At 68.3% G+C, this 26,084-nt stretch carries 28 protein-coding genes; 12 read left to right on the top strand and 16 right to left on the bottom strand.

Annotated features, from left to right (window positions below):
- Positions 1 to 99: 99 nt before the first annotated feature.
- Complete coding sequence (locus ACH54P_RS30105; RefSeq protein ID WP_489906700.1) at positions 100 to 555, top strand: very short patch repair endonuclease; 456 nt, start codon at positions 100 to 102, stop codon at positions 553 to 555.
- 70 nt (positions 556 to 625) lie between these two features.
- Positions 626 to 1,765, top strand: coding sequence for a DNA cytosine methyltransferase (locus tag ACH54P_RS30100; RefSeq protein ID WP_489906699.1), 1,140 nt, complete (start codon positions 626 to 628; stop codon positions 1,763 to 1,765).
- An 18-nt stretch (positions 1,766 to 1,783) separates the two neighbouring features.
- Here ACH54P_RS30100 and ACH54P_RS30095 read toward each other — a convergent pair whose 3' ends face one another.
- A complete protein-coding gene (locus tag ACH54P_RS30095; RefSeq protein WP_489906698.1) occupies positions 1,784 to 2,590 on the bottom strand; it encodes a hypothetical protein in 807 nt (268 codons plus the stop codon).
- Positions 2,591 to 2,884: 294 nt separating this feature from the next.
- Here ACH54P_RS30095 and ACH54P_RS30090 point away from each other — a divergent pair, with 294 nt between their 5' ends.
- A complete protein-coding gene (locus ACH54P_RS30090) occupies positions 2,885 to 3,841 on the top strand; it encodes a NaeI family type II restriction endonuclease (RefSeq protein ID WP_489906697.1) in 957 nt (318 codons plus the stop codon).
- 34 nt (positions 3,842 to 3,875) lie between these two features.
- Here ACH54P_RS30090 and ACH54P_RS30085 read toward each other — a convergent pair whose 3' ends face one another.
- Together ACH54P_RS30085 and ACH54P_RS30080 are read right to left on the bottom strand one after the other, a co-directional pair.
- Positions 3,876 to 4,430: an SCP2 sterol-binding domain-containing protein gene (locus ACH54P_RS30085; RefSeq protein ID WP_489906696.1), complete on the bottom strand. Its 555-nt coding sequence runs from the start codon at positions 4,428 to 4,430 to the stop codon at positions 3,876 to 3,878.
- Positions 4,431 to 4,496: 66 nt separating this feature from the next.
- Entirely contained in the window at positions 4,497 to 5,159 is a 663-nt protein-coding gene (locus ACH54P_RS30080) for an SCP2 sterol-binding domain-containing protein (protein WP_489906695.1), read from the bottom strand.
- Positions 5,160 to 5,286: 127 nt separating this feature from the next.
- Between ACH54P_RS30080 and ACH54P_RS30075 the strand changes: the two genes are divergently transcribed.
- Positions 5,287 to 5,943 (top strand): TetR/AcrR family transcriptional regulator, encoded by a 657-nt coding sequence (locus ACH54P_RS30075; protein ID WP_489906694.1) that lies wholly within the window; start codon positions 5,287 to 5,289, stop codon positions 5,941 to 5,943.
- On the opposite strand, the gene ACH54P_RS30070 is transcribed toward ACH54P_RS30075, so the two are convergent.
- Positions 5,935 to 6,777, bottom strand: a complete 843-nt coding sequence (locus tag ACH54P_RS30070) for a MaoC/PaaZ C-terminal domain-containing protein (protein WP_489916712.1) — start codon at positions 6,775 to 6,777, stop codon at positions 5,935 to 5,937. The two genes, ACH54P_RS30075 and ACH54P_RS30070, sit on opposite strands and share 9 nt — an antisense overlap.
- A 2-nt stretch (positions 6,778 to 6,779) precedes the next feature.
- Entirely contained in the window at positions 6,780 to 8,114 is a 1,335-nt protein-coding gene (locus ACH54P_RS30065; protein WP_489906693.1) for a 3-oxoacyl-ACP reductase, read from the bottom strand.
- 92 nt (positions 8,115 to 8,206) lie between these two features.
- Between ACH54P_RS30065 and ACH54P_RS30060 the strand changes: the two genes are divergently transcribed.
- Positions 8,207 to 9,511, top strand: coding sequence for an acetyl-CoA C-acetyltransferase (locus tag ACH54P_RS30060; RefSeq protein WP_489906692.1), 1,305 nt, complete (start codon positions 8,207 to 8,209; stop codon positions 9,509 to 9,511).
- A 47-nt stretch (positions 9,512 to 9,558) separates the two neighbouring features.
- Here ACH54P_RS30060 and ACH54P_RS30055 read toward each other — a convergent pair whose 3' ends face one another.
- Positions 9,559 to 10,104 (bottom strand): DoxX family membrane protein, encoded by a 546-nt coding sequence (locus tag ACH54P_RS30055; RefSeq protein WP_489906691.1) that lies wholly within the window; start codon positions 10,102 to 10,104, stop codon positions 9,559 to 9,561.
- 171 nt (positions 10,105 to 10,275) lie between these two features.
- On the opposite strand from ACH54P_RS30055, the gene ACH54P_RS30050 reads away from it, so the two are divergent.
- Complete coding sequence (locus ACH54P_RS30050; RefSeq protein WP_489906690.1) at positions 10,276 to 11,025, top strand: MerR family transcriptional regulator; 750 nt, start codon at positions 10,276 to 10,278, stop codon at positions 11,023 to 11,025.
- Positions 11,026 to 11,093: 68 nt separating this feature from the next.
- On the opposite strand, the gene ACH54P_RS30045 is transcribed toward ACH54P_RS30050, so the two are convergent.
- Complete coding sequence (locus ACH54P_RS30045; protein ID WP_489906689.1) at positions 11,094 to 11,540, bottom strand: nitroreductase family deazaflavin-dependent oxidoreductase; 447 nt, start codon at positions 11,538 to 11,540, stop codon at positions 11,094 to 11,096.
- 142 nt (positions 11,541 to 11,682) lie between these two features.
- Here ACH54P_RS30045 and ACH54P_RS30040 point away from each other — a divergent pair, with 142 nt between their 5' ends.
- From ACH54P_RS30040 to ACH54P_RS30030, 3 genes are all read left to right on the top strand, one after another.
- Positions 11,683 to 12,873 (top strand): DUF8462 domain-containing protein, encoded by a 1,191-nt coding sequence (locus ACH54P_RS30040; protein ID WP_489906688.1) that lies wholly within the window; start codon positions 11,683 to 11,685, stop codon positions 12,871 to 12,873.
- Between the two features lie 261 nt (positions 12,874 to 13,134).
- On the top strand, positions 13,135 to 13,284 hold the full coding sequence (locus tag ACH54P_RS30035) for a hypothetical protein (RefSeq protein ID WP_167441331.1): 150 nt from the start codon (positions 13,135 to 13,137) through the stop codon (positions 13,282 to 13,284).
- Positions 13,285 to 13,515: 231 nt separating this feature from the next.
- Positions 13,516 to 14,445 (top strand): bifunctional helix-turn-helix transcriptional regulator/GNAT family N-acetyltransferase, encoded by a 930-nt coding sequence (locus ACH54P_RS30030; protein WP_489906687.1) that lies wholly within the window; start codon positions 13,516 to 13,518, stop codon positions 14,443 to 14,445.
- On the opposite strand, the gene ACH54P_RS30025 is transcribed toward ACH54P_RS30030, so the two are convergent.
- Positions 14,442 to 15,017 carry a peroxidase-related enzyme gene (locus tag ACH54P_RS30025; RefSeq protein WP_489906686.1) on the bottom strand — a complete coding sequence of 192 codons (576 nt, stop codon included), beginning with the start codon at positions 15,015 to 15,017 and terminating at the stop codon, positions 14,442 to 14,444. The two genes, ACH54P_RS30030 and ACH54P_RS30025, sit on opposite strands and share 4 nt — an antisense overlap.
- 32 nt (positions 15,018 to 15,049) lie before the next feature.
- On the opposite strand from ACH54P_RS30025, the gene ACH54P_RS30020 reads away from it, so the two are divergent.
- On the top strand, positions 15,050 to 15,655 hold the full coding sequence (locus ACH54P_RS30020; protein WP_489906685.1) for a hypothetical protein: 606 nt from the start codon (positions 15,050 to 15,052) through the stop codon (positions 15,653 to 15,655).
- Here the strand turns inward: ACH54P_RS30020 and mctP are convergent.
- On the bottom strand, positions 15,652 to 17,295 hold the full coding sequence (gene mctP / locus ACH54P_RS30015; protein WP_489906684.1) for a monocarboxylate uptake permease MctP: 1,644 nt from the start codon (positions 17,293 to 17,295) through the stop codon (positions 15,652 to 15,654). The two genes, ACH54P_RS30020 and mctP, sit on opposite strands and share 4 nt — an antisense overlap.
- Positions 17,292 to 17,570 carry a DUF3311 domain-containing protein gene (locus ACH54P_RS30010; protein WP_489906683.1) on the bottom strand — a complete coding sequence of 93 codons (279 nt, stop codon included), beginning with the start codon at positions 17,568 to 17,570 and terminating at the stop codon, positions 17,292 to 17,294. Before ACH54P_RS30010 ends, mctP begins: the two co-directional genes overlap by 4 nt.
- Positions 17,571 to 17,758: 188 nt before the next feature.
- Here ACH54P_RS30010 and ACH54P_RS30005 point away from each other — a divergent pair, with 188 nt between their 5' ends.
- Positions 17,759 to 19,378, top strand: coding sequence for an alpha/beta hydrolase (locus ACH54P_RS30005; RefSeq protein WP_489906682.1), 1,620 nt, complete (start codon positions 17,759 to 17,761; stop codon positions 19,376 to 19,378).
- Positions 19,379 to 19,494: 116 nt separating this feature from the next.
- Entirely contained in the window at positions 19,495 to 19,767 is a 273-nt protein-coding gene (locus ACH54P_RS30000) for a helix-turn-helix domain-containing protein (protein WP_489906681.1), read from the top strand.
- Here the strand turns inward: ACH54P_RS30000 and ACH54P_RS29995 are convergent.
- The 6 genes from ACH54P_RS29995 to ACH54P_RS29970 form a co-directional block, all read right to left on the bottom strand.
- Positions 19,764 to 20,342, bottom strand: coding sequence for an EndoU domain-containing protein (locus ACH54P_RS29995; protein ID WP_489906680.1), 579 nt, complete (start codon positions 20,340 to 20,342; stop codon positions 19,764 to 19,766). The genes ACH54P_RS30000 and ACH54P_RS29995 overlap by 4 nt on opposite strands.
- 31 nt (positions 20,343 to 20,373) lie before the next feature.
- Positions 20,374 to 21,654 carry a hypothetical protein gene (locus tag ACH54P_RS29990; RefSeq protein ID WP_489906679.1) on the bottom strand — a complete coding sequence of 427 codons (1,281 nt, stop codon included), beginning with the start codon at positions 21,652 to 21,654 and terminating at the stop codon, positions 20,374 to 20,376.
- Entirely contained in the window at positions 21,648 to 22,253 is a 606-nt protein-coding gene (locus ACH54P_RS29985) for an ABC transporter ATP-binding protein (RefSeq protein WP_489906678.1), read from the bottom strand. The genes ACH54P_RS29990 and ACH54P_RS29985 overlap by 7 nt, the downstream gene beginning before the upstream one ends.
- The gene (locus ACH54P_RS29980; RefSeq protein WP_489906677.1) at positions 22,250 to 23,137 is read right to left on the bottom strand and encodes an LLM class F420-dependent oxidoreductase; all 888 of its coding nucleotides are present in this window, start codon (positions 23,135 to 23,137) and stop codon (positions 22,250 to 22,252) included. Before ACH54P_RS29980 ends, ACH54P_RS29985 begins: the two co-directional genes overlap by 4 nt.
- Before the next feature lie 13 nt (positions 23,138 to 23,150).
- Positions 23,151 to 24,026: a TIGR03621 family F420-dependent LLM class oxidoreductase gene (locus ACH54P_RS29975; RefSeq protein WP_489906676.1), complete on the bottom strand. Its 876-nt coding sequence runs from the start codon at positions 24,024 to 24,026 to the stop codon at positions 23,151 to 23,153.
- A 70-nt stretch (positions 24,027 to 24,096) separates the two neighbouring features.
- Positions 24,097 to 25,920 (bottom strand): phosphoenolpyruvate carboxykinase (GTP), encoded by a 1,824-nt coding sequence (locus ACH54P_RS29970; RefSeq protein ID WP_489906675.1) that lies wholly within the window; start codon positions 25,918 to 25,920, stop codon positions 24,097 to 24,099.
- Positions 25,921 to 26,084 lie beyond the last annotated feature (164 nt).

The following is a 26,084-nucleotide window of genomic DNA, read 5'->3' as shown; positions in this document are numbered from 1 at the left end:
GAAATCTCACCGATAGCGACAGATCGGCTTCTCATCGTTGACTGTCAGTAGTAACGTGCCCGGCTTTCGAGTCTTGGCTATGCTCTTTCAGCTGTAAGCGTGGATCAGCCTCACGCCCGGAGGAGCGCACTCACGTTGGCGAACCTTTCGACGACGGAAGCCACCCGTGCTCGGATGAGCAGACAGCGAAGTCGCGACACCGGCACGGAACTCGCCCTTCGTCGTGAACTCCATCGACGTGGTCTGCGTTACCGGATCCATCGGCGTCCCTTGCGCGAGGTCCGACGAGAAGCCGATTTGGTCTTCGGTCCTGCGCGGGTTGCCGTGTTCGTGGACGGATGCTTCTGGCACGGCTGTCCCCAGCACGGAACCTGGCCCAAGCGCAACGGTCCGTTCTGGCGAGAGAAGATCGAGAAGAACCAGGTGCGGGACACTGACACCGATCGACGCCTACACGCTGCCGGATGGCTGGCCGTACGAGTCTGGGAACATGAGAATCCCGTGGATGCGGCCGCGAGAGTCGCCGCGACCGTCATGACGCGGCGCCGGTCGTAGCACGGGTCAATGCCAGGAACTGTCGGTGGTGTCGGCTAGCCTGGCTGACGTGGGTACGAGAACTTTGACGATGATCGACTTGTTCGCCGGCTGCGGCGGGATGACCTCGGGGTTCATGGCCGCCAAGGGCTTCCGGCCGGTGATGTCGGTCGAGTTCGACCTGCACGCCGCCGCCACGTACGCCGCGAACTTCGGAGAGTCACACACCCGCTTCGCGGACATCGCTTCGATCCCGGATGCCGAGATCCCGGAAGTGGACCTGATCATCGGCGGCCCCCCATGCCAAGGCTTCTCGAACTTGGGTTCCCGCAACGTTCAAGACCCGCGAAACAAGCTTTGGAAAGAGTACATCCGCTTCGTCCTCCACGCGCGTCCCAAGGTCTTCGTCATCGAGAACGTCGATCGGTTCTTCTCCTCCAGCGAGTTCGCCTTGCTGCAAGCCGAGGCTACCTCCGGTGGTCTACTGGAGGATTATGAATTGTCATCGGGTTTCTTGCTGGCTGCGGACTTCGGAGTGCCCCAGCGACGCAAGCGCACGATCGTAATCGGCTCTCGGATCGGCAAGATCCCGCTGCCCACGCCGACACACAGCCGCCCGGGAACTCTCGGTGACCTGCCGGACTGGCACACGACGCGGGATGTCCTCTCAGGGATTCCTGAACACCCTTTGACCACCGAGCTGCCTGCTTCACGAGTGGAATTCTTCGGCAAAGACATCCCCGGCATATTCAAGAGTTCCGATCTTCACATTGGTCGCAACCCCCAGCCGATCTCACTCGAACGCTACAAGCACATCCCACCGGGTGGCGGAAGATTCAATCTTCCTGACGAGCTGCTATCCCGTTGCTGGCGCGAGAAAAAGACGGGAACAACAGACGTCATGGGACGTATGCGTTGGGACATGCCGTCATTGACCATTCGCACAGAGTTCTTCAAGCCAGAGAAGGGCCAGTACCTTCATCCCCAGTGGGAGCCGGGCGAAACCGGTCATCGAGTCGATCGACCTATCACCCATCGAGAAGCAGCACGCCTGCAGAGCTTCCCTGAAGACTTCCAGTGGTGCGGAACCAAATTGCAGGTGGCGAAGCAGATCGGCAATGCAGTGCCCCCGATGTTGGCAGAGGCGATCGCCCGTCACCTCAAGCCTTACCTGCGAGGATCGACCTCTCCGAAGAGCGCGGCGACGACGTGTCGCCTCTGCTCCAGCTGAATTGAGACGTGGGCCCGGCTAGACCGCTAGTTCTCCGGAGGACTCGATCAAGCGCACAGCGCGGTCGAGAGCTTCCTGCGAAGGTAAGTGAACACACCCGAAGGCCGTTGCGCGATCCAGCTCGATGTCGACGTAACGAAAAGTGCAGTCAGCACCTCGAAGGAGGGATTGCACCTTTTTCTTACGACCCGCTGAACCTTTGCGAAATTCTACATTGGACACCCAGAGACTGATAATTATCTCATTGACCCATGCATCCACCCTGCAGAGCGCGTCCGCCAAGGGATGAACTTGAACGTCGAATCCCCGAAAGCGCAATGAAACGACGGAGTAGACCTCTCTCAGGAAACTGTAGTACGCCAGGCCAACGCGCCATTGGAGCGCTTGACGTGCAATCTTCTCGGATACACGCTCTTGGCGGACCACCAATTCGACTTGTCGAAATATGTCTTCGCCCATAAGCGAGACGCCTTCGGCGTCGCGAAGCAGGTAGTGACTAAAAGCCTGCCAGGTCGGTAGATCTTCCGCACCCTCCAAATATCGGTGAAACAGGTGCGTAAATGCGAACTCCGGCTCCCAATCGCGGGCGGACCTCAGACCCTCTACGTCTTTTTTGCGGATTTCCCCAAGTGAATGTGCGGTTGTTCGACAAACCTTCTGAACATCAACCGGGCTCAATCGATAAAGAAACACAGTGCGATGATCGGTCACGACATCGACCACTCGTGCGCGGTCCGGGTTATTTCTCCATTTCTCGTATTCATCGACCATAGAAGGCGTTCGCACAAAATTTTCAACGACCTGTTGGGCCGAAGTTTCGGCCATCCCCATCCCCCAAGAGTCCACAGTAGCCCGTCAACCGGCCGTCGCGACCCTACCCAGGCCCGCTCACAGAACGCTGTCACCAACTCGGGAGCATGACGCCGCACGACTCGCGTCGTGCCGGACTTCGACGCCACGATTTCGTCCGGACTCTCTCGATCTGCATGGTGTTCCACGCCTCAAGATGATATGAAAGGAGTGACGTACATCTCAACGACTGACGCACGAGGGGGACCATTGGCTCTCAAGAGACGCAAGCCGCGTCCACCGCGCCCCGATAATCGACCGTCGCGGCAATTGGGTCCTGAAAAGAGCTTGTTTGACCAGCCCCCGACGCGCAGTGACGACGAGGAGCTTTGGAAAGTCCGCGACGAGCTCCTTCGAGTCGAACTGCTCGATCGCCTTCCGGACGTGATACGAGAGACGTTCGACCAGATCTATGACGGCCAGCGCACAGGTCGTTGGGATTTCGACCAGCTCAACAAGACGGAAAAAACACACGTCGGCACACTCGTGCAGATCAACCTTCAGAAAGAACTGGATCTCGAAGACGGCAAACATCTCGACTACCGCATTGCCGGGATCGAGGTGGATTGCAAGTGGTCGCAGACGATGTATGGCTGGGAGATCCCCAGCGAGATGTACTCCAGAGGGCCGCAATTGGCTCTCCTGATTTGGGCCAACGATTACACTGCTCGCTGGGCCGTTGGACTTCTGCGAATTGACGAGTCAGTCCTCAAGGCGCCGGGTAAACAGCGAGACGGTAAGCGCCGAATCAACGATGAAGGCAAGAATAGAATACTCTGGCTCGAGGTCGGAGATCTGGTACACAACACACTTCTCGACCTCGACAGCACACAGCGAGATCGTATTCTTGCCGCAAATTCCGGACAGAAATGCGTCGACGAATTATTTCGCGAACTGACCGGAATCCTGGTCAACCGTGCCACCATCTTGACTGTCGCCCAACAAGACGACTCGATGAAACGGGTCCGCGACGCGCGCTCACATTTACGGCCGGAAGGGATCGTGATTTTCGGACACTATGCTCCACATCCCGATCTTGCCGTTGCCTTGGGTCTGCCCAAGCCGACCAGGGGTCGCTTCGTAAGCGCTCGTCTGGCCCCCGCCGAGACCGAAGACGAGGGTGGGGTGATCAAATTGGGAGGAACCACCTGGTGCAAGGCTCACCATGATTCCACTACGGGCATCGAGGCGCCGCTTCTGCCTCGGCAAGGAAAAGACGATATTTGATCGTCTTCAACGAACACCTTGTTCAATGAATTAATCAAGCATCGGACGGCTTAGGGATGTCGAAGTAGCTCGAGAACCTCACCGCCGGGGCGTACTCGCCCTTCACCTTCACTTTCCCCGTTACGAACATCGCCGCCACCGCTGCGTTGCCGGTTGCCATGCGGATGAAGTCGTCCACCGACAGGGTGATTGTGGTGTCCGGCGTTCGGGACAAGTCCGTCGAAGAAACGCACAGGCCGTCCTCGATCACGGTCTGGAAGCGGTCGTAGCCGTCTTCACCCGTTCCGTCGGAAAAGCGCCAGGAAACCACGAAATCGACGTGGCGAGCTCGGTGCGGGACGAAGTGCTCCGACATTCTGCGGAATATCTCGTCGAGGAACACCGGACGGAGCTCGGGGTGGTCCGCGATCGCCTTCAGCTGTTCCTTGGATGCGCGGCGGACGACGTCGACCAGGACGTCCGTCGAGAGGGAGCTCAGCTCGATGCCCGCGCCCGACTCGCCCAGCATGTGGAGGGTTTCCAGGACCTGGATGAACTGGCCGGGGGTCAGCTTGCCGAGGACCAGCTTCTCCGCGAACGCGTTGACCACGTGGCCGCCACGAACCGTGCGGGGCCGGGAAAGGCGCCACTTCGCTTTTCGGGGCACGGCGACGGACTATACGGGGTGGGGGAGGTCGAAGAAACCGATCAGGCCGGCCGCAAAGGCGAGGTCGCCTTTGACCTTGATTCTTCCCGTGACGAACAGCACGGCCGGCGTCGCCTGGTGGGTGATGAGGCGGAAGAAGTCCGCCGGGGCGATCGTGATCGTGACGCGGGGGCGTTCGCGCGCCCCGCGGTTCACCGTGCACGAACCGTGGGAGATGACCGTCTCGTAGCGGTCGTAGCCGCCTTCGCCGAGGCCGCCCGAGAGGCGCCAGTGGACCACCGCGTGCAGGTCGCGGGCTCGGTCCGGGCGGATGTGCGCGCCCATCCTGGCGAAGATCTCCTCCAGCACGCGCTCGCGCAGGGGCCGCTCCGCGACGACGCTCTCGAGCTGCGCGCGCGACGCGCTGGCCACCAACGAGGCGAACCGCGCCGGGTCGACCTTGCTCAGGTCGAACGCGGGGGCGCGCTCCGCCAGCCGCAGCAGGGCGCTCAGGAGCCGGCGGAAGTCGTCCTTGCCGAGGTCGCTCGGGTTCACCGCGTCGGCGAGCGCGTTGACGTCGAGGGCGTGCGCCTCGGGGCTCAGCGGATCGAGCCGCTCCAGCGCGTCCAGCAGCGCCGCCCCACGGAGGCCCGCGACTCGATCTGCGCTGGTCATCCCGGCGTTGTCGGCCATGGTCACTCCCTCTCCAGTTACTCATGCGTAAGGCTACCCGCCAGTAGGTAGAGCGGCAAGCGTGCCGAAATCACCCTCCCGGGTCGGCTCCCGGTACCGTCTCCGGGCAGCTACAGGGAGGTCCAGCGTGTCAGAGGAAGATCAGCGTCCGCCCGAACGGGCCAGGCGGCTGCCGCGCGCCGTGCGCGAGCGGCAGATCCTGGACGCGGCCGTCCAGGTCTTCTCGCGCCACGGCTACCACGCGGCCTCGATGGACGAGATCTCCGACGTCGCCGGGGTGTCGAAGCCGATGATCTACACCTACCTCGGCTCCAAGGAGGACCTCTTCGGCGCGTGCATCCGCCGGGAGGCGACGCGGCTGCTCGAGGCCATCCAGGCCGGCGTCCAGCCCGACCTGCCGCCGGACATGCAGCTCTGGCACGGTCTGCGGTCCTTCTACCGCTTCGTGGCGGAGTACCGCGAGTCGTGGACGGTGCTGCACCGCCAGGCGCTCACCGTCGGCGGCGCGTTCGCCGCGGAGATCACCGACATGCGGGCGCGCGCGATCCAGCTGGTCGCGGCGCTCGTCGTGTCCGCCGGCACCCGCAAGGGCGTCGGCGAGCAGGCCGAGTTCTCCGGCGAGGGGCTGTCCGCGGCCCTGGTCGGGGCGGCCGAATCGCTGGCCGACTGGGCCCTCGACCACCCCGACATCTCCGACGGCGTCCTCGCGTCCTGGCTGATGAACCTCGTCTGGCTGGGCTTCAACGACCTCATCGAGGGCGAGGTCTGGAAGCCGTCAGAGTGAGCTGATCGCGCCTTCCAGGTGCGGCTTCGACCCGCTCCACAGCTCGAACGCCCACCCTTCCGGAGTGGCCCACGACGTGAAGCCCGCCTTGGCCGGCAGCAGCACCGGCTGCTTGAAGCGGACGTCCACCGTGAACGCCTCCGGCAGCCGTCCCTCGAAGGCCGCCAGTGCGTGGGCCTTCGTCCACATGCCGTGGGCGATCGCGGCCGGGAAGCCGAACAGGCGAGCCGTCAGCGGGTGCAGGTGGATCGGGTTGCGGTCGCCCGAGACCTCGGCGTAGCGCCGGCCGATGTCGGCCGGGACGCGCCAGATCGCGTCCGGCGTCGGGGGCGCCAGCTGCTCCCGGCGTCCGGACGGCGCCGAAGACGAGCCGCGACGCAGGTACGTGCTCACGTCGGACCAAACCAGGTCGGTCCCGGCCCAAGCTTCGCTGACGACGTCGAACTGACGGCCCTTCTCGTGCGGCCGCAGGTTCTCCGCGCGCACCCGGATCGTCAAGGCCTCACCCAGCCGCAGCGCGCGGTGCTGGGTGATCCGGTTCGCCACGTGCACCATGCCGAGCAGCGGGAACGGGAACCCCGGCTCGGTCATCAGCGCCATCTGCAGCGGGAACGCCAGCATGTGCGGGTACGTCGCCGGCAGCTCGTCGCTCAGCCGGAAGCCGCAGACCGTGTTGTACGCCGCCAGGTGCGCCGGGTCGACGACCACGCCCGTGCGCACCAGCTCCGTGTCGGGCAGCGAAGAACCGGACGGCTTCCGGATCACCCCGCCGAGCAGCGCCTTCGGGTACAGCGTGGCCAGGCTGGGGGTGCTGTCGAGCTCGCGGATCGCCACCGTCACGCCCCCAGCAGGGCCTGGCCGCAGACGCGGACCACGTTGCCGTTCACCGCCGCCGACGCCGGGTTGGCGTACCAGGCGATCGTCTCGGCGACGTCGACCGGCAGCCCGCCCTGGCCGAGGCTGGACAACCGCCGCCCGGCCTCGCGGATGAACAGGGGCACCGCCGCCGTCATCTTGGTCTCGATGAACCCGGGCGCCACGGCGTTGATCGTGCCGCCGTACTCCGCGAGCTGCGGCGCACCGACGTTGACCATGCCGATCACGCCCGCCTTCGACGTCGCGTAGTTCGTCTGGCCGACGTTGCCGGCGATGCCCGCGATCGACGAGACGCCGATGATGCGGCCGTTCTCGTTGAGCACCTTGTCGGCGAGCAGCTTGTCGTTGACCGCGAGCTGCGACGCCAGGTTCACCGCGATCACCGAGTCCCACGCGCTCTCGCTCATGTTCCCCAGCGTCTTGTCGCGGGTAATGCCCGCGTTGTGCACGACGACGTCGACGCCGCCGTGACGCTCCTTCAGGTACTCCGCGAGCTTCGCGGGCGCGCTCGGCGAAGTGATGTCGAGCTGGAGGGCGGACCCGCCGACCTTGTTCGCCACCTTCGACAGGTCACCGCCCTGGGCGGGGATGTCGAGGGCGACGACGTGGGCGCCGTCGCGGGCCAGCACCTCGGCGATCGCCGCGCCGATGCCGCGGGACGCGCCGGTGACCAGCGCGACCTTGCCGTCGAGGGGCTTCTCCCAGTTCGCGGGCGGAGAAGCCGTCTTGCGCTCGGAGCCGATCCGGATCACCTGCGCGTCGACGAACGCCGACTTCGCCGAGAGCAGGAAGCGCAGCGTCGACTCCGTCGCCTCTTCGGCGCCATCGGCGACGTACACGAGCTGGGCGGTCGCGCCGCGCTTCAGCTCCTTGCCCACCGAGCGGACGAAGCCCTCGAGCGCGCGCTGCGCGATCCGCTCGCGGCCCTCGACCTGCTCCGGCGGGGTGCCGAGCAGCACGACCCGGCCGGAGGGGCCGACGCTGCGGATCACGGGGTGGAAGAAGTCGTAGACCTCGCGCAGGCGCGCGGGGTCGTTGACGCCGGTCGCGTCGAACACCAGCGCCGCGTGCCGGTCGGCGGCGGAGGTGACGACCTCGATGCCGGCGTCGGCCATCTGGTCCCGAAGGGTCTTCTCGAGCCGGCCACCGGGCGCGGCGCCGAGAAGTGCGGGACCCTCGAGTGCGGATTGCCCGGGCTGGTACCGGCGCAGCGTGGCGGGGTTGGGCAGGCCGAGCTTCGGCACCACGAACTTCCCCAACGGGCTTTTCGTGAACTGCTGGTACCTGTCAGCCATCGGATGCCTCCCGTGCAGTCTGCGTCACGTCGCAGTCTAACCTACTCCCGAGTAGGTTACAGTGTGAGAGACACGACCAGAGAGGTGGAGTCATGCCGCCGAAGCCGAAGCAACCAAAGCAGGCGCCCTCCGTGCGCAAGGTCGCGATCATCGGGGGCAACCGGATCCCGTTCGCGCGGTCCAACGGTCCGTACGCGAAGGCGTCGAACCAGGACATGTTCACCGCCGCGCTCGACGGTCTGGTCAGCCGCTTCTCGCTGCAGGGCGAGGTGATCGGCGAGGTCGCCGCCGGGGCGGTGCTCAAGCACTCGAAGGACTTCAACCTGGCTCGCGAGAGCGTGCTGGGCAGCAAGCTTTCGCCCGCGACGCCCGCGTCCGACGTCCAGATGGCGTGCGGCACCGGCCTGCAGGCCATCGTCAACGTCGCCAACAAGATCGCGCTCGGTCAGATCGACTCGGCCATCGCCGGCGGTGTCGACACCACGAGCGACGCGCCGCTGGCCGTGAACGAGGACCTGCGCCAGATCCTCATCCAGTTCAACGCCGCGAAGACGCTCGGCGACCGGCTCAAGCTCGTCGCGAAGATCCGGCCCGGGCACATCGTCCCGGCGATCCCGCGCAACGAGGAACCGCGCACCGGGCTGTCGATGGGCGAGCACGCCGCCCTGACCGCGAAGGCCTGGGAGATCACGCGCGAGGCGCAGGACGAGCTGGCCGCCGCCAGCCACCAGAAGCTCGCCGCCGCCTACGACCGCGGGTTCTTCGACGACCTCGTGACGCCGTTCCTCAAGCTCGCGCGCGACCAGAACCTGCGCCCGGACTCGACCGCCGAGAAGCTCGCCAAGCTCAAGCCGGCCTTCGGCGGCCCGGACGGCACGATGACCGCGGGCAACTCGACCCCGCTGACCGACGGCGCGTCGACCGTCCTGCTCGCCACCGACGAGTGGGCGAAGGCGCACAAGCTGCCGGTGCTGGCGTACCTGACGTTCTCGCAGACCGCGGCCGTCGACTACGTCCACGGCGACGAGGGCCTGCTGATGGCGCCCGCGTACGCCGTGCCGCGGATGCTCGCGCGCGCCGGGCTTTCGCTGCAGGACTTCGACTTCTACGAGATCCACGAGGCGTTCGCGTCGCAGGTGCTGGCCACGCTCAAGGCGTGGGAAGACCCGGCGTTCGCCAAGGAGAAGCTGGAGCTGGACGCGCCGCTCGGGGCGATCGACCGGGCGAAGCTCAACGTCAACGGCTCGTCGCTGGCGGCCGGGCACCCGTTCGCCGCGACCGGCGGCCGGATCGTCGCGACGCTGGCGAAGCTGCTGCACGAGAAGGGGTCCGGCCGCGGCCTGATCTCGATCTGCGCGGCCGGTGGCCAGGGCGTCACCGCGATCCTGGAGAAGTAACCGCACACGAAAGGGCCGTCCCCCGCGGGGGACGGCCCTTTCGTCTGTCAGTGGGGGAGCGCCTTCTGAGCTCGCTTCGCGAGCTTGTTCGCGCGCTTCTCGGCCTTGCGGCTCAGCTTCCCGGCCGCGGCGCCGACGTCCTTCGCGGCGTGCCGCGCCCGCCAAGCCGCCGACGGCTTCCCGTGCGTGTCGCTGACCGCGAGCAGCAGGCCACCGGCCAGGCTCGCGTTCTTGAAGAACTGGATCTGCTGCTGCTGGCGCTCGCCCGGATCCTTGATGGTCCAGAAGCTGTGCGTCGACAGCGTCGTCGGCACCAGGCTGCCGAGGAGCAGCCCCGCCGCGAGCCGCGGCGCCTTGCCGGCCGCGAGCGCGAGACCGGCGCCGATCTTCACCGCTGCGTCGATCCGGACGAGCGTCACCGGGTCCCGGGGAACCTGCTCCGGCACGACGTCGCCGAACTTCTCGAACGCGTTGTTGAGGAACGGTTCCGCCGCCTTGGCGTGCCCCTCGGCCTGCCTCAGCGCATTGATCCCGCCCGTCACGAAGATCGTGGCGAGCAGTGGACGTGCCACTCGACGGAGTATCACGGTCATAGCCTTCCTCGTACGGGCCGCTGCCTGGTCGAACCTACTCCGTGGATGCCCGCTCGGCCCGGGCTCGAATCCTCATCGGCCTTTCTGCGGAAATATCGCCTCAGCGCTAGAAAGAGCTATAAAGCCTTAGCGGTTGACCTTGACGTTGCGTCAACTTCTATCGTCGAACCCATGGAGTGGTCGATCCAGGACATCGCCCGCTCGGCCGGGACCACGAGCCGGACGCTGCGCCACTACGGCGCGGTCGGCCTGCTCGAGCCCAGCCGGATCGGCGGCAACGGCTACCGCTACTACGACGAGCAGGCGCTCGTCCGGCTGCAGCGGATCCTCCTGCTGCGCGAACTCGGCCTCGGGCTGCCGGCCATCGCGGAGGTCCTGGACGGGCAACGCGACAGCGTCGCGGCGCTCGAGACCCACCTGGAGCTACTCGAACAGGAGCAGCGGCGGATCGGGCGGCAGATCGACTCGGTCCGCACGACGCTGCGGAAACTGAGAGGAGGTGAACGACTGATGGCAGAGGAAGTCTTCGACGGCTTCGACCACACGAAGTACGAGAAGGAGGTCACCGAGCGCTGGGGCGCGGAGGCCTACCGGAAGGGCGACGAGTGGTGGACCTCCCTGACGGCCGAGGAGAAGAAGGCCCACCAGCAGGAGCAACTCGACATCGCGGCCGCGTACGGCGACGCCCGCGCGGCGGGACTCGCGCCGGGCTCCGACGACGTCCAAGCGATCACGCGGCGGCTGCACGCGTGGCTGCGGCCCGCCGTCGCTTCGGTGTCGAAGGGCTACTTCGCGGGCCTCGGACAGCTGTACGTGGATGACCCGCGGTACGGCGCGTACGACGAGAAGCACGGCACCGGGACCGCGGAATTCATCCGCGACGCGATGAAGATCTACGCGGAACGGAACCTCGGCGACTGACCCTGCGTCGTAGTCGGCGCTGGGGGTAGGGACGAGCGGGGCTGCAGACCTGTTCGTCCCTGCATGGCTCAGTCCTGCGGGGTGAGCAGGACGATCGGGATCTCGCGGTCGGTCTTCTGCGCGTACTCGTCGTACAGCGGGAAGATGCGCGCCATCTGCGCCCAGAGGGCCGGGCGCTCGGCCGCGGACGCGACCCGGGCGCGTGCGGTGAACCGGCGGGTGCCGGCCTGGACCCCGACGCTCGGCTCCGCCAGGAGGTTCTTCAACCACTCCGGGTCCTCGTCGGCGCCGCCCTTGGACGCGACGACGACGAAGTCGTCCCCCGAGGTGCCGTAGATCAGGCAGGTGCGCCGGGGCACGCCGGTTCTGCGCCCGGTCGTGGCGAGGATGAGGGTGTGCACGCCGTTCGATTCGTGCCCCTCGGTGCCGCCCGAAGCCAGGTACGTCCGGGTCTGCTCGGCGACCCAGTCCCACTGGGAGTCGGTGGCGCGGTCGAGATCTTCGGCGACGGCCATGGCGGCGTCCTTTCGGAGGTCCTGGCGCGCCTCCGGCCGGAGTACCCGCTCGGCCTAGACCATCCGGTCGAACTCGGCGACACGCCTAGACGTCTATGGCGGAATATCGGGCCCGCGCTAGATACGCCGATAGCTTGGCAGAGTGGACCCCATCCGCAACCCCTTCGCCCCGGGTGCCGGGCAGCGGCCGCCCGAGCTGGCCGGGCGCGAGCGTGAGCTCAAGGCGTTCGAAGTGGTGCTGGAACGGGTCGCGCGGGGGAGACCCGAACGCAGCCTCGTCCTCACCGGGCTCCGGGGCGTCGGCAAGACCGTGCTCCTCGGGGAGCTGCGCGCGATGGCCGTCCGGCACAAGTGGGGGGCGGGCAAGATCGAGGCGCGGCCGGACGCCGAGCTGCGGCGGCCGCTGTCCGCCGCGCTGCACCGGGCCATCCGGGACCTCGCCGTGCGGCACCGCGCGCCCGATCGCGTCGAGGAGGTCCTCGGGGTGCTGAAGGCGTTCGCGCTGCGGGCCAACAAGGCCGACGCCAAGCTGCGCGACCGGTGGCAGCCGGGCATCGACGTGCCCGCCGCGCAGGGACGCGCCGACTCCGGGGACATCGAGATCGACCTCGTCGAGCTGTTCACCGACGTCGCCGAGCTGGCTGCGGACGTCGGGACCGGCGTCGCGCTGCTCATCGACGAGATCCAGGACCTGCAGCCGGACGACGTCTCGGCGCTGTGCGCGGCCTGCCACGAGCTGTCCCAGTCCGGGGCGCCGCTCGTGGTCGTCGGGGCCGGGCTGCCGCACGTGCCCGCCGTGCTCTCGGCGTCGAAGTCCTACTCCGAGCGCCTCTTCCGCTACGCCCGCATCGACCGGCTCAGCCGCGAGGACGCCGACTTCGCCGTGATGGCGCCGATCGAGCGGGAGGACGCCGGCATCGAGCCGGAGGCCCTCGACGCGCTCTTCGACGCGTCCGGCGGCTACCCCTACTTCATCCAGGCCTACGGCAAGGCGGCCTGGGACGCGGCGCCGTCCGACCCGATCACGGTCAAGGACGTCCAGGTCGCGGCGCCGGAAGCGGAGTCGGAGCTGGCGGTCGGGTTCTTCGGTTCGCGCTACGAGCGCGCGACGCCGGCCGAGCGGGAGTACCTGCAGGCGATGGCCGAGCTGACGCAGGGACGCGACGAGCCCGCCGGCACCGCGGACGTCGCCGTGTTCCTCGGGCGGAAGCCGTCCTCCCTGTCTCCGGCGCGCGACAGCCTGATGAAGAAGGGCCTCGTGTTCTCCGCCGAGCGGGGGCAGATCGCCTTCACCGTCCCGCACTTCGGCCACTACCTGCTCGGCCGCGACTGACCTGGTCTTTTCCGGCTGTCTCGCGGTCTATCAGCGTCGCTAGCCACTTATTGAGAATTCACTAGAAACACTTAGACGCCGGTAGCCGGGTTGCTCCGCGGTGACCGCCGCCACCCTCGATCTCTCCGGCCCATGCCCAAGTTTGCCGATGATTCATCGGCAGGTGTGCCAAGTCACCGGATGATCGTTGGATTCCTTGTGAAAAAAGGTGCATACTAGAGGCACAACCACCAAGACCCTCCGAAGGGGATGCAGAAACCGATGAACAACATCGCCGCCAAGCTCCGTGCCCGTCGCGCCGAGGTTCGCACTCGCCGGGCGCTGAACCGGGCGATCGACACCGCCGCGACCGCGACGGTCCGTCAGGAACTCATCGCGATCGCGCAGGCTCGCTCCGCGTACATGCGCTGATCTCTCACCCCGTGGCGGTCGCCCATTCGAGTGACCTATGCCACATAGTGCTCGAGGTGTAACGCCGCGCGAAGCGGCGTCGATACCCAGTACGACCCCGTGATGCTGGCGGACCCCCGACCTGGCAGCATCGCGGGGTTTCCCATATCCGGACCCCGGCCGAAAACCTCTTGCCGGAGCAGTCTGCCCGAGTAATCTTTGACTTAGTCAACGAACTTGTTGAGGTGGTCAATGAACGACGTGCAGCAGGCCGACCGGGTGGCCGCGGTCCGCGCCTTCAACCGGCTCTACACCGGGGTCATCGGGGTCCTCGACGAGGGACCGGCGGACGCCGAGTACTCGCTGCCGGAAGCCCGCGTGCTCTTCGAGCTCGCCCACCAGGACCCCATGCCGGTCACCGACCTGCGGAAACGCCTCGACCTCGACGCCGGCTACGCCAGCAGGCTGCTCGCCCGCCTCGAAGCGCGCGGGCTGATCGCGCGCGAACGGTCCGACGAGGACGCCCGCCGCCAGCTCGTCCGGCCGACCGCGGCGGGCCGGGACGCGTTCGCGGTGCTCAACCGCCGGTCCACCGACCAGATCGGCGGGCTGCTGAGCCGCTTCGCCGACGAAGACCAGCAGCGCCTGCTGACCGCGATGCGCACGATCGGCGACATCGTCGGCGACCGCCGTCGCGACCCGGCGCTCGTCCTCCGCCCGCCACGACCGGGTGACCTCGGCTGGGTGGTGGAACGGCACGGTGCGCTCTACGGCCGTGAGTACGGCTTCAACGCCCGGTTCGAGGGACTCGTCGCGCGCGTCGTGGCCGACTTCACCGACGGCCGCGACGATCCGCGGCAGGCGTTCTGGATCGCCGAGCTCGACAGCGAACGCGTGGGCAGCATCGCGTGCACCCGCGGGCCGGACCCGGACACGGCGAAGCTGAGGCTGTTGCTGCTCGAACCGGCGGCGCGCGGTCACGGCGTCGGCAAGCGGCTGGTCGCCGAGTGTGTCGAGTTCGCGCGGGCGCACGGCTACCGCGGGATGGAGCTGTCCACGGTCTCCATCCTGACCGCGGCGCGCTCGATCTACCGCGCCGCCGGGTTCGAGCTCGTCCGCGAAGAGGACTTCGACGACTGGGGCCCGGAGCTGACCGACGAGACCTGGCGCCTCGAGCTCTAGCGCGGCACCCGGCCGAGCAGGAAGAACTCCGGGTTGGGGCGCAGCGCGGTCAGGTGCGCGAGCCGGTTCGACATCGCGAACAACGCCGTGATCGCGCCGACGTCCCAGATCTCGTCGTCGGTCAGGCCCGCGTTGCGCGCCGCTTCGAGGTCGCCTTCGCCGAACAACGCCGAGTCCTGGGCGAGCGCGAGCGCGAGGTCGACGATCGCGCGCCCGCGCTCGTCCAGCTCGACCTGCCACGGGTTGCTCGACACGCGGTCGGCCAGCTCCGGGTCCTTGGCGCGGATGCGCAGGATCGCACCGTGCGCGACCACGCAGTAGGTGCAGTGGTTGGCCCCGGACGTCGCGACGACGACGAGTTCGCGTTCGGCCTTGCTCAGGCCGTCGGAGCGTTCCATGAGGGCGTCGTGGTAGTCGAGGAAGGCGCGCAACTCGGCGGGGCGGTGCCCGAGCGCGCGGAAGATGTTCGGCGTGAACCCGGACTTCTCCGCGATCACGCCGACGCGCTCGCGCAGGTTGTCGGGCAGGTCTTCGAGTTCCGTCACCGGGAACCGGCTCACCGCGTCGCTCATGGCACCAACGCTAGCCGTGGTTGGCTGTCGGTGTGACGGACTACGTCGACGGGTACTGCGAACGGGTCGCGCCCGGGCTCTGGGGAGAACCGCTCAACGATCTCAGCGGCCTCGCGTTCCTCGTCGCCGCCGTGCTCGTGTGGCGGCTGGCCGCGGGGGACCGGCTGGGGCGCCTGCTGGCCGGGCTGATCGGGCTCGTCTTCGTGGCGAGCACCGTCTTCCACCTGTTCGCGACGCGGTGGGCCGGTGTCGGGGACTCGGCCGCCATCCTGCTCTTCATGCTGGTGTACGCCGTGTTGTTCGCGCGCGAGCACTGGAGCCGCCGATTCGCGGGGCTCGCCGCTCCCGCATTCCTGGCGCTCACTGTCGTCACGGCGCTGCTGGGCGGCGGGCTCTACCTCGGCGCCCTCATCGGCCTCGGCGTCTTCGCCGCGGTACTCGCCTTCAAGCGCGACGCCTACTGGACGCACTTCGCCATCGCGGGCGCGGTGTTCGCGCTCTCGCTGAGCCTGCGCGGGCTCGACCGGGACGTGTGCGACTACGTCCCGGCCGGCACGCACTTCCTCTGGCACCTGCTCAACGGCGTGGTGCTCTACCTCGGGTCACGAACCCTGATCACCAGGCTCGATCGTCCTTAGTGGACGCCGATCGGGCGGAGGTTCTTGTCGTGCTCGTCGGTGTGGTAGTCCTCGGGCTCGGTGTCGTCCGTGCCGTTGAACACCTTCATCTGCCGGGCGATCACCGTGACGATGGCCGCGATCACCAGGTTGCCGATCAGCGCCACGAAGCCGACGTAGATCTGCACCTGCGAACCGGCGAACGGGTGCCAGCCGAAGAGCGACAGGTTGCCCAGCGGGAGGGCCGAGCCGCCGAAGTGCAGCTTTCCGTTGGCCGGGTTGGGGATGCCGTACAGCATGATCAGGCCCCAGCCGATGCCGACGACCCAGCCCGCGATCAGGCCCCAGCGGTGGAACCAACGCGTGTACAGCGCCAGCGCGACCGCCGGGAGCGTCTGCAGGATCAGCACGCCGCCGATGAGCTGCAGGTCGATGGAGAACTGCGGGTCGATCAGGATGATGACGGCCACCGCGCCGAGCTTCACGACCAGCGAAGCGAGCTTCGCCTGCTTCGCTTCTTCCGCAGGCGTCGCATTCTTGCGGATGTACTCCTTGTAGATGTTGCGCGTCCACAGGTTGGCCGCGGCGATCGACATGATCGCCGCCGGCACCAGGGCGCCGATGCCGATCGCGGCGAACGCGATGCCCGCGAACCACGACGCGAAGGTGCTGTCGAACAGCACCGGGACGATCGTGTTGCCGTCCGCCTTGCCGGTCGCCGCGTTCGTCAGCGGCTTGACACCAGCGGTGATCGCGACGTACCCGAGCAGCGCCAGCAGGCCGAGCACCAGCGAGTACGCCGGCAGCGCGACCATGTTCCGCTTGATCACGCTGCGGCCGCGCGAGGCCAGCACGCTGGTCAGCGAGTGCGGGTACAGGAACAGCGCGAGCGCCGAACCCAGCGCGAGCGTGGCGTACTGGAGCTGGTTGTTGGCGTTCAGCAGGATGCCGTCGGCCTTCGACGGGGTCTTGTCGAACTTGGCCACCGCGGTGTCGAAGATGTGCGACCAGCCGCCGAGCTTCGAGGGCAGGTAGATGATCGCCACCAGGATCACCAGGTAGATCAGGATGTCCTTGACGAACGCGATCAGCGCGGGCGCCCGCAGGCCGGACTGGTAGGTGTAGAAGGCCAGGATCACGAAGGCGACCAGCAGCGGCAGGTGCCCGACGATGCCGGAGCCGTTGATGCCCATCGTCCGCAGCACGGCTTCGAGGCCGACGAGCTGCAGCGCGATGTACGGCATGGTCGCGACGATGCCGGTGATCGCGACGAGCAGCGCCAGGATCGGCGAGCCGAAGCGGCCGCGCACGAAGTCGGCCGGGGTGACGTAGCCGCGGACCCGCGAGACCGACCACATCCGCAGCGCCGGCAGCAGCACGATCGGGTAAACGACGATCGTGTACGGCAGCGCGTAGAGGCCGAGCGCGCCGGCGCTGAACACCAGCGCGGGCACCGCGACGAACGTGTACGCCGTGTAGAGGTCACCGCCGAGCAGGAACCACGTGATCCACGAGCCGAACTTGCGGCCGCCGAGGCCCCATTCGTCCAGGTGGTCCAGCCCGCCGCCGCGCTGCCAGCGCGACGCCAGGAAGCCGAGGACGGTGACCAGCGCGAACAGGATCGTGAAGATGATCAGTTCGGGCCACTGCAGGTTGCTCATCGAGCGTCCCCCTCGTCCAGGTCTTCGACGCTCAGCCGGTCCGGGGCGTCAACGGTCGGCTTGTCCCGCGTCATCATGTAGACGATCCAGGTGCTCAACACCCCGATCGCGACGAAGAGGAACTGGAACCAGTAGAAGAACGGCATCCCGAACAGCCGCGGCCCGTCCAGATTGAACAGTGGCGTGACCAGGACCAGCAGCGGGACGATCAGGAGCAGGTTCCACGGGCTGAACTGGAACCCGCGCACCTTCCCGTCGTGCTTCACAGTCGACATCGGACCTCACCTAACACTCCCGTAACCGACCGCCTGACCTTAAGACCTGGGTGACAGGGAGTCACGTCTGTCCGATATCGATTTGATCGCCCCGGCCGCCGATGCCGACCAACGTCGGTTGCCCCGCCCCCACCGGCCCTATATCAATAGCCGGACTCCGCACGCGAAAACCCAAAAGGGGCAACCGTATGACACGACTCCGCTACGCGGTGGTGATCCCGGCCATCGCCGGCACCCTGCTGGCCGGGTTCACGCCTGCGTTCGCAGGGCAGGAGGTCGCGGCCGGTAACCAGCCGCTGAACTCCACGAACATCCCGCCGCAGTACGCGAACCAGAAGCTCGACTGGCACAAGTGCGCAGTCCCCTCCGAGCTGCCGACGGCCCCGCCCGCCGGCGCCGAGGACATGGAGTGCGCGACGTACAAGACCCCGCGCAACTGGTACCAGGCGAACGCCCAGATCGACCTGACCATCGCGGTCAGCCGGCTGAAGGCGACCAAGGACGCGACCGCCAGCGTCGTCACCAACCCCGGTGGCCCGGGCGCGCCCGGCCGCAACTTCCCGGCCCGCCTGCGCAACCAGACGAAGCTGCGCGAGCACCAGGAGATCGTCGGGTTCGACCCGCGCGGCACCGGCAAGAGCACCAACATCACCTGCGGTGGTGCCATCGGCACCGGCTCGGACCTCGACCCGCGCGACCGCAGCCGGGACAACCTGAACCTGATCCTGCAGGCCACGAAGTACGCGGCGCTGTCCTGCCAGCAGAAGTCCGGCGAGCTGGGCCCGCTGATCAACACCGACCAGACGGTCAAGGACATCGACCTGCTGCGCGCGCTGCTCGGCCGCGACAAGATCAACTGGGTCGGCTACTCGGCGGGCACCTGGATGGGCGCGCACTACGCGCAGGCCTACCCGACGCGCACCGGCCGGTTCGTGCTCGACTCGGCGACCGAGTTCACCACGACCTGGCAGAAGTCGTTCGACTGGCAGCCGCTCGGCTTCGAGCGCCGCTGGCGGCAGGACTTCCTCCCGTGGATGGCGAAGTACGACAAGCTCTACCACTTCGGCACCACCGGTGAAGCGGCCCGCCAGACCTACGAGCAGGTCCGCTTCGCCCTGACCCAGGGCGCGGTCACCCTGCCCGACGGCTCGACCGTGTCGGCCAACGGTCTCGACTCGTTCATCGCGTCGAGCATCTACTCGAAGCGGTCCTTCCCGGGCCTGGCCGACTACCTGGTCAGCGTCCGCACGCTGACCCAGGGCACGGCGTCGGCGCAGGCGAAGACGTCGGCCGCGCAGAAGGTCAAGGCCGCCGACAAGAGCACCGACACCTCCGGCGCCCAGCCGCTGATGGTGCCGACCGACGGCGACGCCTACGACGCCAGCTTCTGGACCATCCCGTGCAACGAGGGTCCGTGGACCGGCAGCACCAACAGCGCCATCAAGCAGTCGCAGAAGCTGATCGACCAGCAGCTGCCCCTGCTCGGCGCGGGCTGGTTCATCCAGCCGTGCCTGTTCTGGAAGAAGCCGCCGTCCCCGCTGCCCGTGCTGGACGGCAAGGGTGTCCCGCCGGTGCTGATCGTCGAGTCCGAGCACGACCCGGCGACGCCGATCGAGGGCGCGCGGCGCGCGCACAAGGCGTTCGCGGGTTCGCGGATGCTGACGATCACCGGCGAGGGTGACCACGGCATCTACGCCGGCGGCAACGCGGGTGTGGACAAGGTCGTGGAGGCCTACCTGATCGACGGCGTCGTGCCGAACGACCAGAGCCTGCCCGGAGTGGCACTTCCGGTGCCTCCGGGGGCCTGACACCACAAGCAGTAGTGGGGCCCCGCCGAACGGACGTTCGGCGGGGCCCTTTCCACACCTGTGCACAGAGTTGTCCACAGGCAGTGGACAACTCGAGTGGTATTAGAATCGGGTTCATGGTGCGAGTGCCGCTGACGGACGAAGAGCGCGAACGGGGCGAACGCCTCGGCCAGGCGCTGCGGACGGCGCGGGCCGGCCGGAGCATGGTCGACGTCGCCGCCGAGGCCGGGATCTCGGTCGAGACGCTCCGGAAGATCGAAACCGGCCGCATCCCCACGCCGGCGTTCTTCACGGTCACCGCCATCGCCGACGCCGTCGGGCTGCCGCTCGACGAGCTGCGGGCGGTGGTCACGCCGGCGGCGTCACCACCGCTTTCCCAGGCGAGCTAGACCGGGCGCAGCTGCCGCAGGATGTGTTCGCGGTCGTTGAGGAACGCGCAGCCCGGCACCGGCAGGTCGTAGCTGTTGAGCAGCTTCTCCAAGTCGGAGAACTCGTCGGGTGAGAGGTGCAGGCCGACCTTGACCGCGTGCGCGGCCAGCACGTCCGCCAGCTCCTCCCACTCGCCGGCCCACAGCAGCGTGCGGTAGTGCGTGTAGTCCTCCGGGGACAGCCGGTCGCCGACGGTGGTCAGGACGCTGTCGGCGAAGAAGCTGATGCGGTTCTCCTTGAGGTCGGCGACCGTCGGGTTCGCCGGGTCGCGCGCGGTGTCCGGGTTGCGGACCACGCCGGGACCCGCCACGGGGTAGGCCGTGTGGACGTGCCCGTTCTCCTCGACCAGGACGATCAGGTGCACGTTGTACCGCTCGCCGGCGCACCGCCAGCGGCCGTTCTGCTGCTGCCGGCGAGCCTCACTCGGGTCGTTCGCGACGTCCTTGACCACGGAGATGATGTGCTCGTTGGTCCAGCCGGGCGGGAACTCGCTGGTTCCCCTGCGTCCGACTCCCGGTGCGTGTCCGCCTCCCACGGGCTGCTCCCTTCGTCGGAACGAGACTAGGTCAAATGCCGAGGGAGAGCACTATGGTGCCCAGAACCTGCAGGTCCAGCCCGCGGAAGAGCTGGCGGACGAGGTTGGCGGGCATCGGACCCATCGGGGTGTCGACGAACGCCGGGTTGGCGTAGTCGACGGCGGTCCGGGTGACCGTGCGCAGGATCGAGAGCACCGACAGCGGCACGGCGAGCCACGCGGCCGCGGCGAAGGACGTCCCCGCGGCGAGGGTGACGACGGCGAGCACGACCGCCCAGAGCAGGCCGACACCGGCCAGCACCAGGCCGTGGGTCAGCACCAGCTCCCGGTTCCCCGACCCCAGCCACCGGCGACGGCCCGGGTTGCGCCACAGCTCGCCGAGCCCCGCGCCGAACGGCGTCAGCGCGACGTACGCGCCGATGCCGATCAGGACCGCGCCCGGCACCGTCGGCACCGCGATGTGCGCGACGACGACCGCGAAGGCGACCAGCACCGCCGCGCCCGCGTACCGCGACCGGCCGAGCGTGCCCGCCCAGGCCAGCCGCAGCGGCGTCGGGCGGCGCAGCGAAACCCGCCCGATCGGCGCGGACGGCGGGAGCAGCATCATCGGGTCGAGGAAGGTGACGGCGACCGAGCGCAGCACCCGGCCGTCCCACCCGGCGAGCAGCGCCGCCCGGCCCGCGCGCGAGACCGGCTCGCCGCCGAACGCCAGCGGCAGCGCCGCGACCACGACCCCGGCGGCGACGACCTGGACGGTCACCGGGCCGAGGCCGAGCGCGGCGACCGCCAGCCCCAGCACCGCGAGCACGAACGGCCCGAGCGCGTCGAACCACCGGGACGTCCGCCGGGCCGAGGCGAAGGCCACCACGCCGGTCGCGGCGACGACCGCGACGGCCGCGCGCCACTGGTCGAGCCCGGCCCCGCCGACGGCGAGCAGCAGCGCCGCCAGGTAGCCGGTCACCGCCACCACGCCGGTCCAGGCGCCGAGCAGCCGGAGCGTGACGACGCGGCCGCGGTCCACGGGCGCGAAGTCGAGCCAGGTCAGCTCCGCCGGTTCGACCCAGACGAAGCCGCGGCGCAGCAGGCCGCGCCACGCCACCGCGCAGCACAGCGTGAGCAGCCCGAGCACGGCCGGGAAGTCCACGTTCGCCGAGCCGTAGACCGCCGGGCGCCAGGCGTCGACGTGGAAGAACGCGGTGAACAGGAACCCGAAGCCGAACAGGAAGACGAAGGTCGCGGTGTCGCCGCTGAAGATCCCGCCGAACCGCTTGCGGCCGGGGACCCGCATCCGCCTCGGCGTCAGTGTCACCACAGTTCGAGCACGCTGTCCGCGGCTTCGAGCAGCGGCGGGTGGTGGGTGGCCACCACGACCGCCGCACCGGCCGCCGTCGACCGGGCGATCACCTCGACCAGCCACTCCTTGCCCGCGGTGTCCAGCGCGCGTTCCGGCTCGTCCAGCAGCAGCACCCGGTGCGGCCGGGCGGTGACGCCGAGCAGGAGCAGCCGCCGGCGCTGGCCCGCGGAGAAGTGCCCGGCCGTGACGCGCATGCGTTCGCCCAGACCCGCGTCGCGCAGCAGGTCCTCGTGGTCGCCGAGGTCGGCGCCGAACGAGCCGGACAGCAGCTCCAGGTGCTGCAACGGCGTCAGCTCGGCGAAGAAGTCGGAGTCGTCGAACAGGACCGACACCTTGCGGCGGAACTCGACGTCCCGCTCGTCCGGCGCACGGCCGTCCACCAGCACCCGGCCCCGCTGCGGCTTCTGCATCCCGTAGAAGCAGCGCATCAGGGTCGACTTGCCGACGCCGTTCGGCCCGACGATCGCGGCGCACTCACCGGGGTCGACGGAGAAGTCGAGGTCGTCGAACAGCCAGTGCTCGCCGGCCAGGACGCCGAGCGCCTTCGCGTCGATCATCGGAGGTGTTCGAGGACCGGCGCGAACTCGTCCAGGAACATCTCGAGGACGGTGAAGTAGGTGAACCCGAACCGCTCCCGGTGGCCCCGGATCTGGTCGGCGATCTGCGCCGCGGTGCCGACGAAGGCGGTCGGCAGCTCGCCGATCTGCTCGGCGGTCAGCCGGCCGTGCAGGAGCCCTTCGAGCTCGGCCAGCCCGGCCGCGCGGTCGTTCGTGATCTTGACGAACTGGCAGAGCAGGTTGAACTCCACCGCGGACTCGCGCTCGCCGAGCTTCGCGCGCACGAACGCCACCCGCTCGTCGATCTCCTCGGCGGTGGCCCCGGCCAGGGGCGCGCCGTCCGGGGTCTTGGCCGTGCCGGTGAAGCCGATGATGTCGGCGTGCTCGACGGCCAGGCTCAGCACGCGGTCGCCGCGGCCGCCGAGCAGCAGCGGCGGGCCGGCCTTCCGCACCGGCGCGGGCTTGTGCTCCGGATCCGCGTACAGCCGCTTGAGCTCGGTGATCGTGCGTTCGAGGTGGTCGACGCGCTCGCGCGCGGACGGGAACGGCATCCCGGCGGCCTCGAACTCCTCCTTGACGTACCCGGCGCCGAGCCCCAGCTCGAGACGGCCGTCGGTGAACTGGTCGGTGCCGGTGACGTCGCGGGCGAGCAGCACGGGGTTGTAGAACGGCGCGTTCAGCACGAAGGTGTTGAGCCGGACCCGTTCGGTGACTTCGCCGGCGAGCACCAGCGCGGGGAACGGCGGGGCCATCCCGAGGTGGTCGGCCACGGAGAGGACGTCGAAGCCGACGTCCTCGGCCTTGCGGCACTTCTCGATCCAGGCGGCGCGGCTGCCCGGCACGACCATGTTGACGCCGAAGCGGAACGGCTTTTCCCCAGTCATAGGACCAAGGTACTCACCGGCCGCGGAGGCGCTCGATCACCGGGGCCAGCCTCGTCAGGTCGTCTTCGATCACCGTGAAGTAGCTGATCCCGAGCGTTTCACGGGTGCGCAGCAGCTGGTCGGCGACGGCGTCCGCGGATCCGACGAGGACGGTCGGGAGCTCGGCCAGCTCGGCGGTGCCGAGGTCCGGGACGCGCCGGTGGACCGCCTCCAGCGCCCCGCGCCGGTTGTCGGTGATCCGGGTGACGTGCACCAGCAGGTTCAGCTCGGCGTCGCGGTCGCCGAGGGCCTTGCGCGCGAACTCGACGCGCTCGGTGAGCTCGGCGGCGCCGGCCAGCGCCATCCGGCCCTCGACCTTGGTCGCGGCGGTTCCGGTGAACCCGACGATGTCGGCGTGCTCCGCGGCCAGCTTCAGCACGCGGTCGCCGCGCCCGCCGAGCAGCAGCGGCGGGCCGGGCTTCTGCACCGGCTCCGGCCGGTGCGAAGGGTCGGCGTAGAGCCGCTTCAGCTCGGTGACCGCACGCTCGAGCCGCGCGAACCGCTGCCCGGGCGTGCCCCACTCGATGCCGGCCGCGTGGAACTCCGCCTCGACGTACCCGGCCCCCAGCCCCAGCTCGAGACGACCCGCGGTGAACTGGTCGGTGCCGGTGACGTCCCGGGCGAGCAGCACCGGGTTGTGGAAGCAGGCGTTGATGACGAACGTGTTGAGCCGGACGCGCTCGGTCGCCTCGGCGGCGAGCACGAGGGCCGGGAACGGCGGCGCCATCCCGACGTGGTCGGCCGCGCCGACGACGTCGTAGCCGAGGTCCTCGGCCTTCCGGCACTTCTCCACCCACTCGGCCCGGGACCCGGGCACCACCAGATCGACGCCGAACCGGAACGGTCTCATGGCCTCGAAACTACCGGGAACGGCAGAAGGGGACGTCCCGATCGGGACGTCCCCTTCTGTCTCAGCTAGCTCAGCCGAGGCGCTGGGCCAGCGCGTCGAGCTCGTCACGCAGCGACGTCGGCACCTTGTCGCCGATCTTCTCGAACCACTCCTCGATCAGCGGCAGCTCGTCGCGCCACTCCTCGGGCTTGACGTCGAGGGCGGCCTGGATGTCCTCGAGCGGCTCGGTCAGGCCCTCGGTGTCGAGGTCCTCCGCGCGCGGCACGAAACCGACCGGCGTCTCGACCGCGTTGCCGCGGCCCTCGACGCGCTCGACGACCCACTTGAGGATGCGCGAGTTCTCGCCGAAGCCCGGCCACAGGAACCGGCCGTCGTCACCGCGGCGGAACCAGTTGACGTAGAAGATCTTCGGCAGCTTGTTCGCGTCGGCGTTCTTGCCGAGGGTCAGCCAGTGCTTGAAGTAGTCACCGGCGTGGTAGCCGAGGAACGGCAGCATCGCCATCGGGTCGCGGCGCACGTTGCCGACCGCGCCGGCTGCCGCGGCGGTGGTTTCCGACGACATGGTGGCGCCCATGAACACGCCGTGCTGCCAGTCGCGGGCCTCGTTCACCAGCGGCACGGTGGTCTTGCGGCGGCCGCCGAACAGGATCGCCGAGATCGGCACGCCCTTCGGGTCGTCCCACTCCGGCGCGAGGATCGGGCACTGCGACATCGGCGTGCAGTAGCGCGAGTTCGGGTGGGCGGCCTTCTCGTCCGAGTCCGGCGTCCAGTCCTGGTGCTTCCACGAGGTGGCGTGGGCGGGCTGGTTCTCCATGCCCTCCCACCAGATGTCGCCGTCGTCGGTCAGGGCGACGTTCGTGAAGACCGTGTTGCCCTTCTCGATCGTGCGCATCGCGTTCGGGTTGGTGTGCCAGTCGGTGCCCGGCGCGACGCCGAAGAAGCCGAACTCGGGGTTCACCGCGTACAGGCGGCCGTCCTCGCCGAAGCGCATCCAGGCGATGTCGTCGCCCAGGGTCTCGGCGCGCCAGCCCGGGATGGTCGGCTGCAGCATGGCGAGGTTGGTCTTGCCGCACGCGCTCGGGAACGCGGCGGCGACGTAGTGGACCTTGTCCTCGGGCGAGATCAGCTTGAGGATCAGCATGTGCTCGGCGAGCCAGCCCTCGTCGCGCGCCATCACCGAAGCGATGCGCAGCGAGTAGCACTTCTTGCCCAGCAGCGAGTTGCCGCCGTAACCCGAGCCGTAGCTCCAGATCGCGCGCTCTTCGGGGAAGTGCGAAATGTACTTCGTTTCGTTGCAGGGCCAGGAAACGTCCTTCTGACCCGGCTCGAGCGGCGCGCCGACGGAGTGCAGGGCCGGCACGAATTCACGCTCGCTGCCATCCGGCGCGACGAACTTGTCGAGGGCCGCCTTGCCCGCGCGGGTCATCACGCGCATCGAAGCGACAACGTAGGCGAAATCGGTGATTTCGATACCCAGCTTGGGATTCTCGTCGGCGAGGGGACCCATGCAGAACGGGATGACGTACATCGTGCGGCCGCGCATCGAGCCGCGGAAGAGCTCGGTCATCGTGGCCTTCATCTCGGCCGGGTCCATCCAGTTGTTGGTGGGACCGGCGTCCTCGGGACGCTCCGAGCAGATGAAGGTGCGGTCTTCGACGCGGGCGACGTCGTTGGGGTCGGAAGTGGCCCAGAAGGAGTTCGGCTTCGACTTGAGCTGCACGAACGTGCCGGCTTCGACCAGCTCCTGGTTGATCCGGGCGGCTTCTTCGTCAGACCCGTCGACCCACACCACGCGGTCCGGGGTGGTCAGCTCGGCGACCTCCCGGACGAAGGACAGCACGCCACTGTGCGTCGTCGGCGCGGTGTCCAGTCCGGGGATGGCGACTGCGGTCATCTCTACTCCTGACTTCCGACGACAAAAGAGCCCACACCGGAACGACGCTGTCCCGGTGCGGGCGTCATTGCCGGCGACCGAATGGCTTCGCACACCGGCTGGCGAACCGGTGTGCGTGATTTGGGATTCCTTGAGAGTAGCCGCATGACCGGCAGGTAACCGAG

The organism is Amycolatopsis sp. N2S4-7, assembly GCF_058119595.1.
This window is presented reverse-complemented; position numbering and strand designations above follow the sequence as displayed.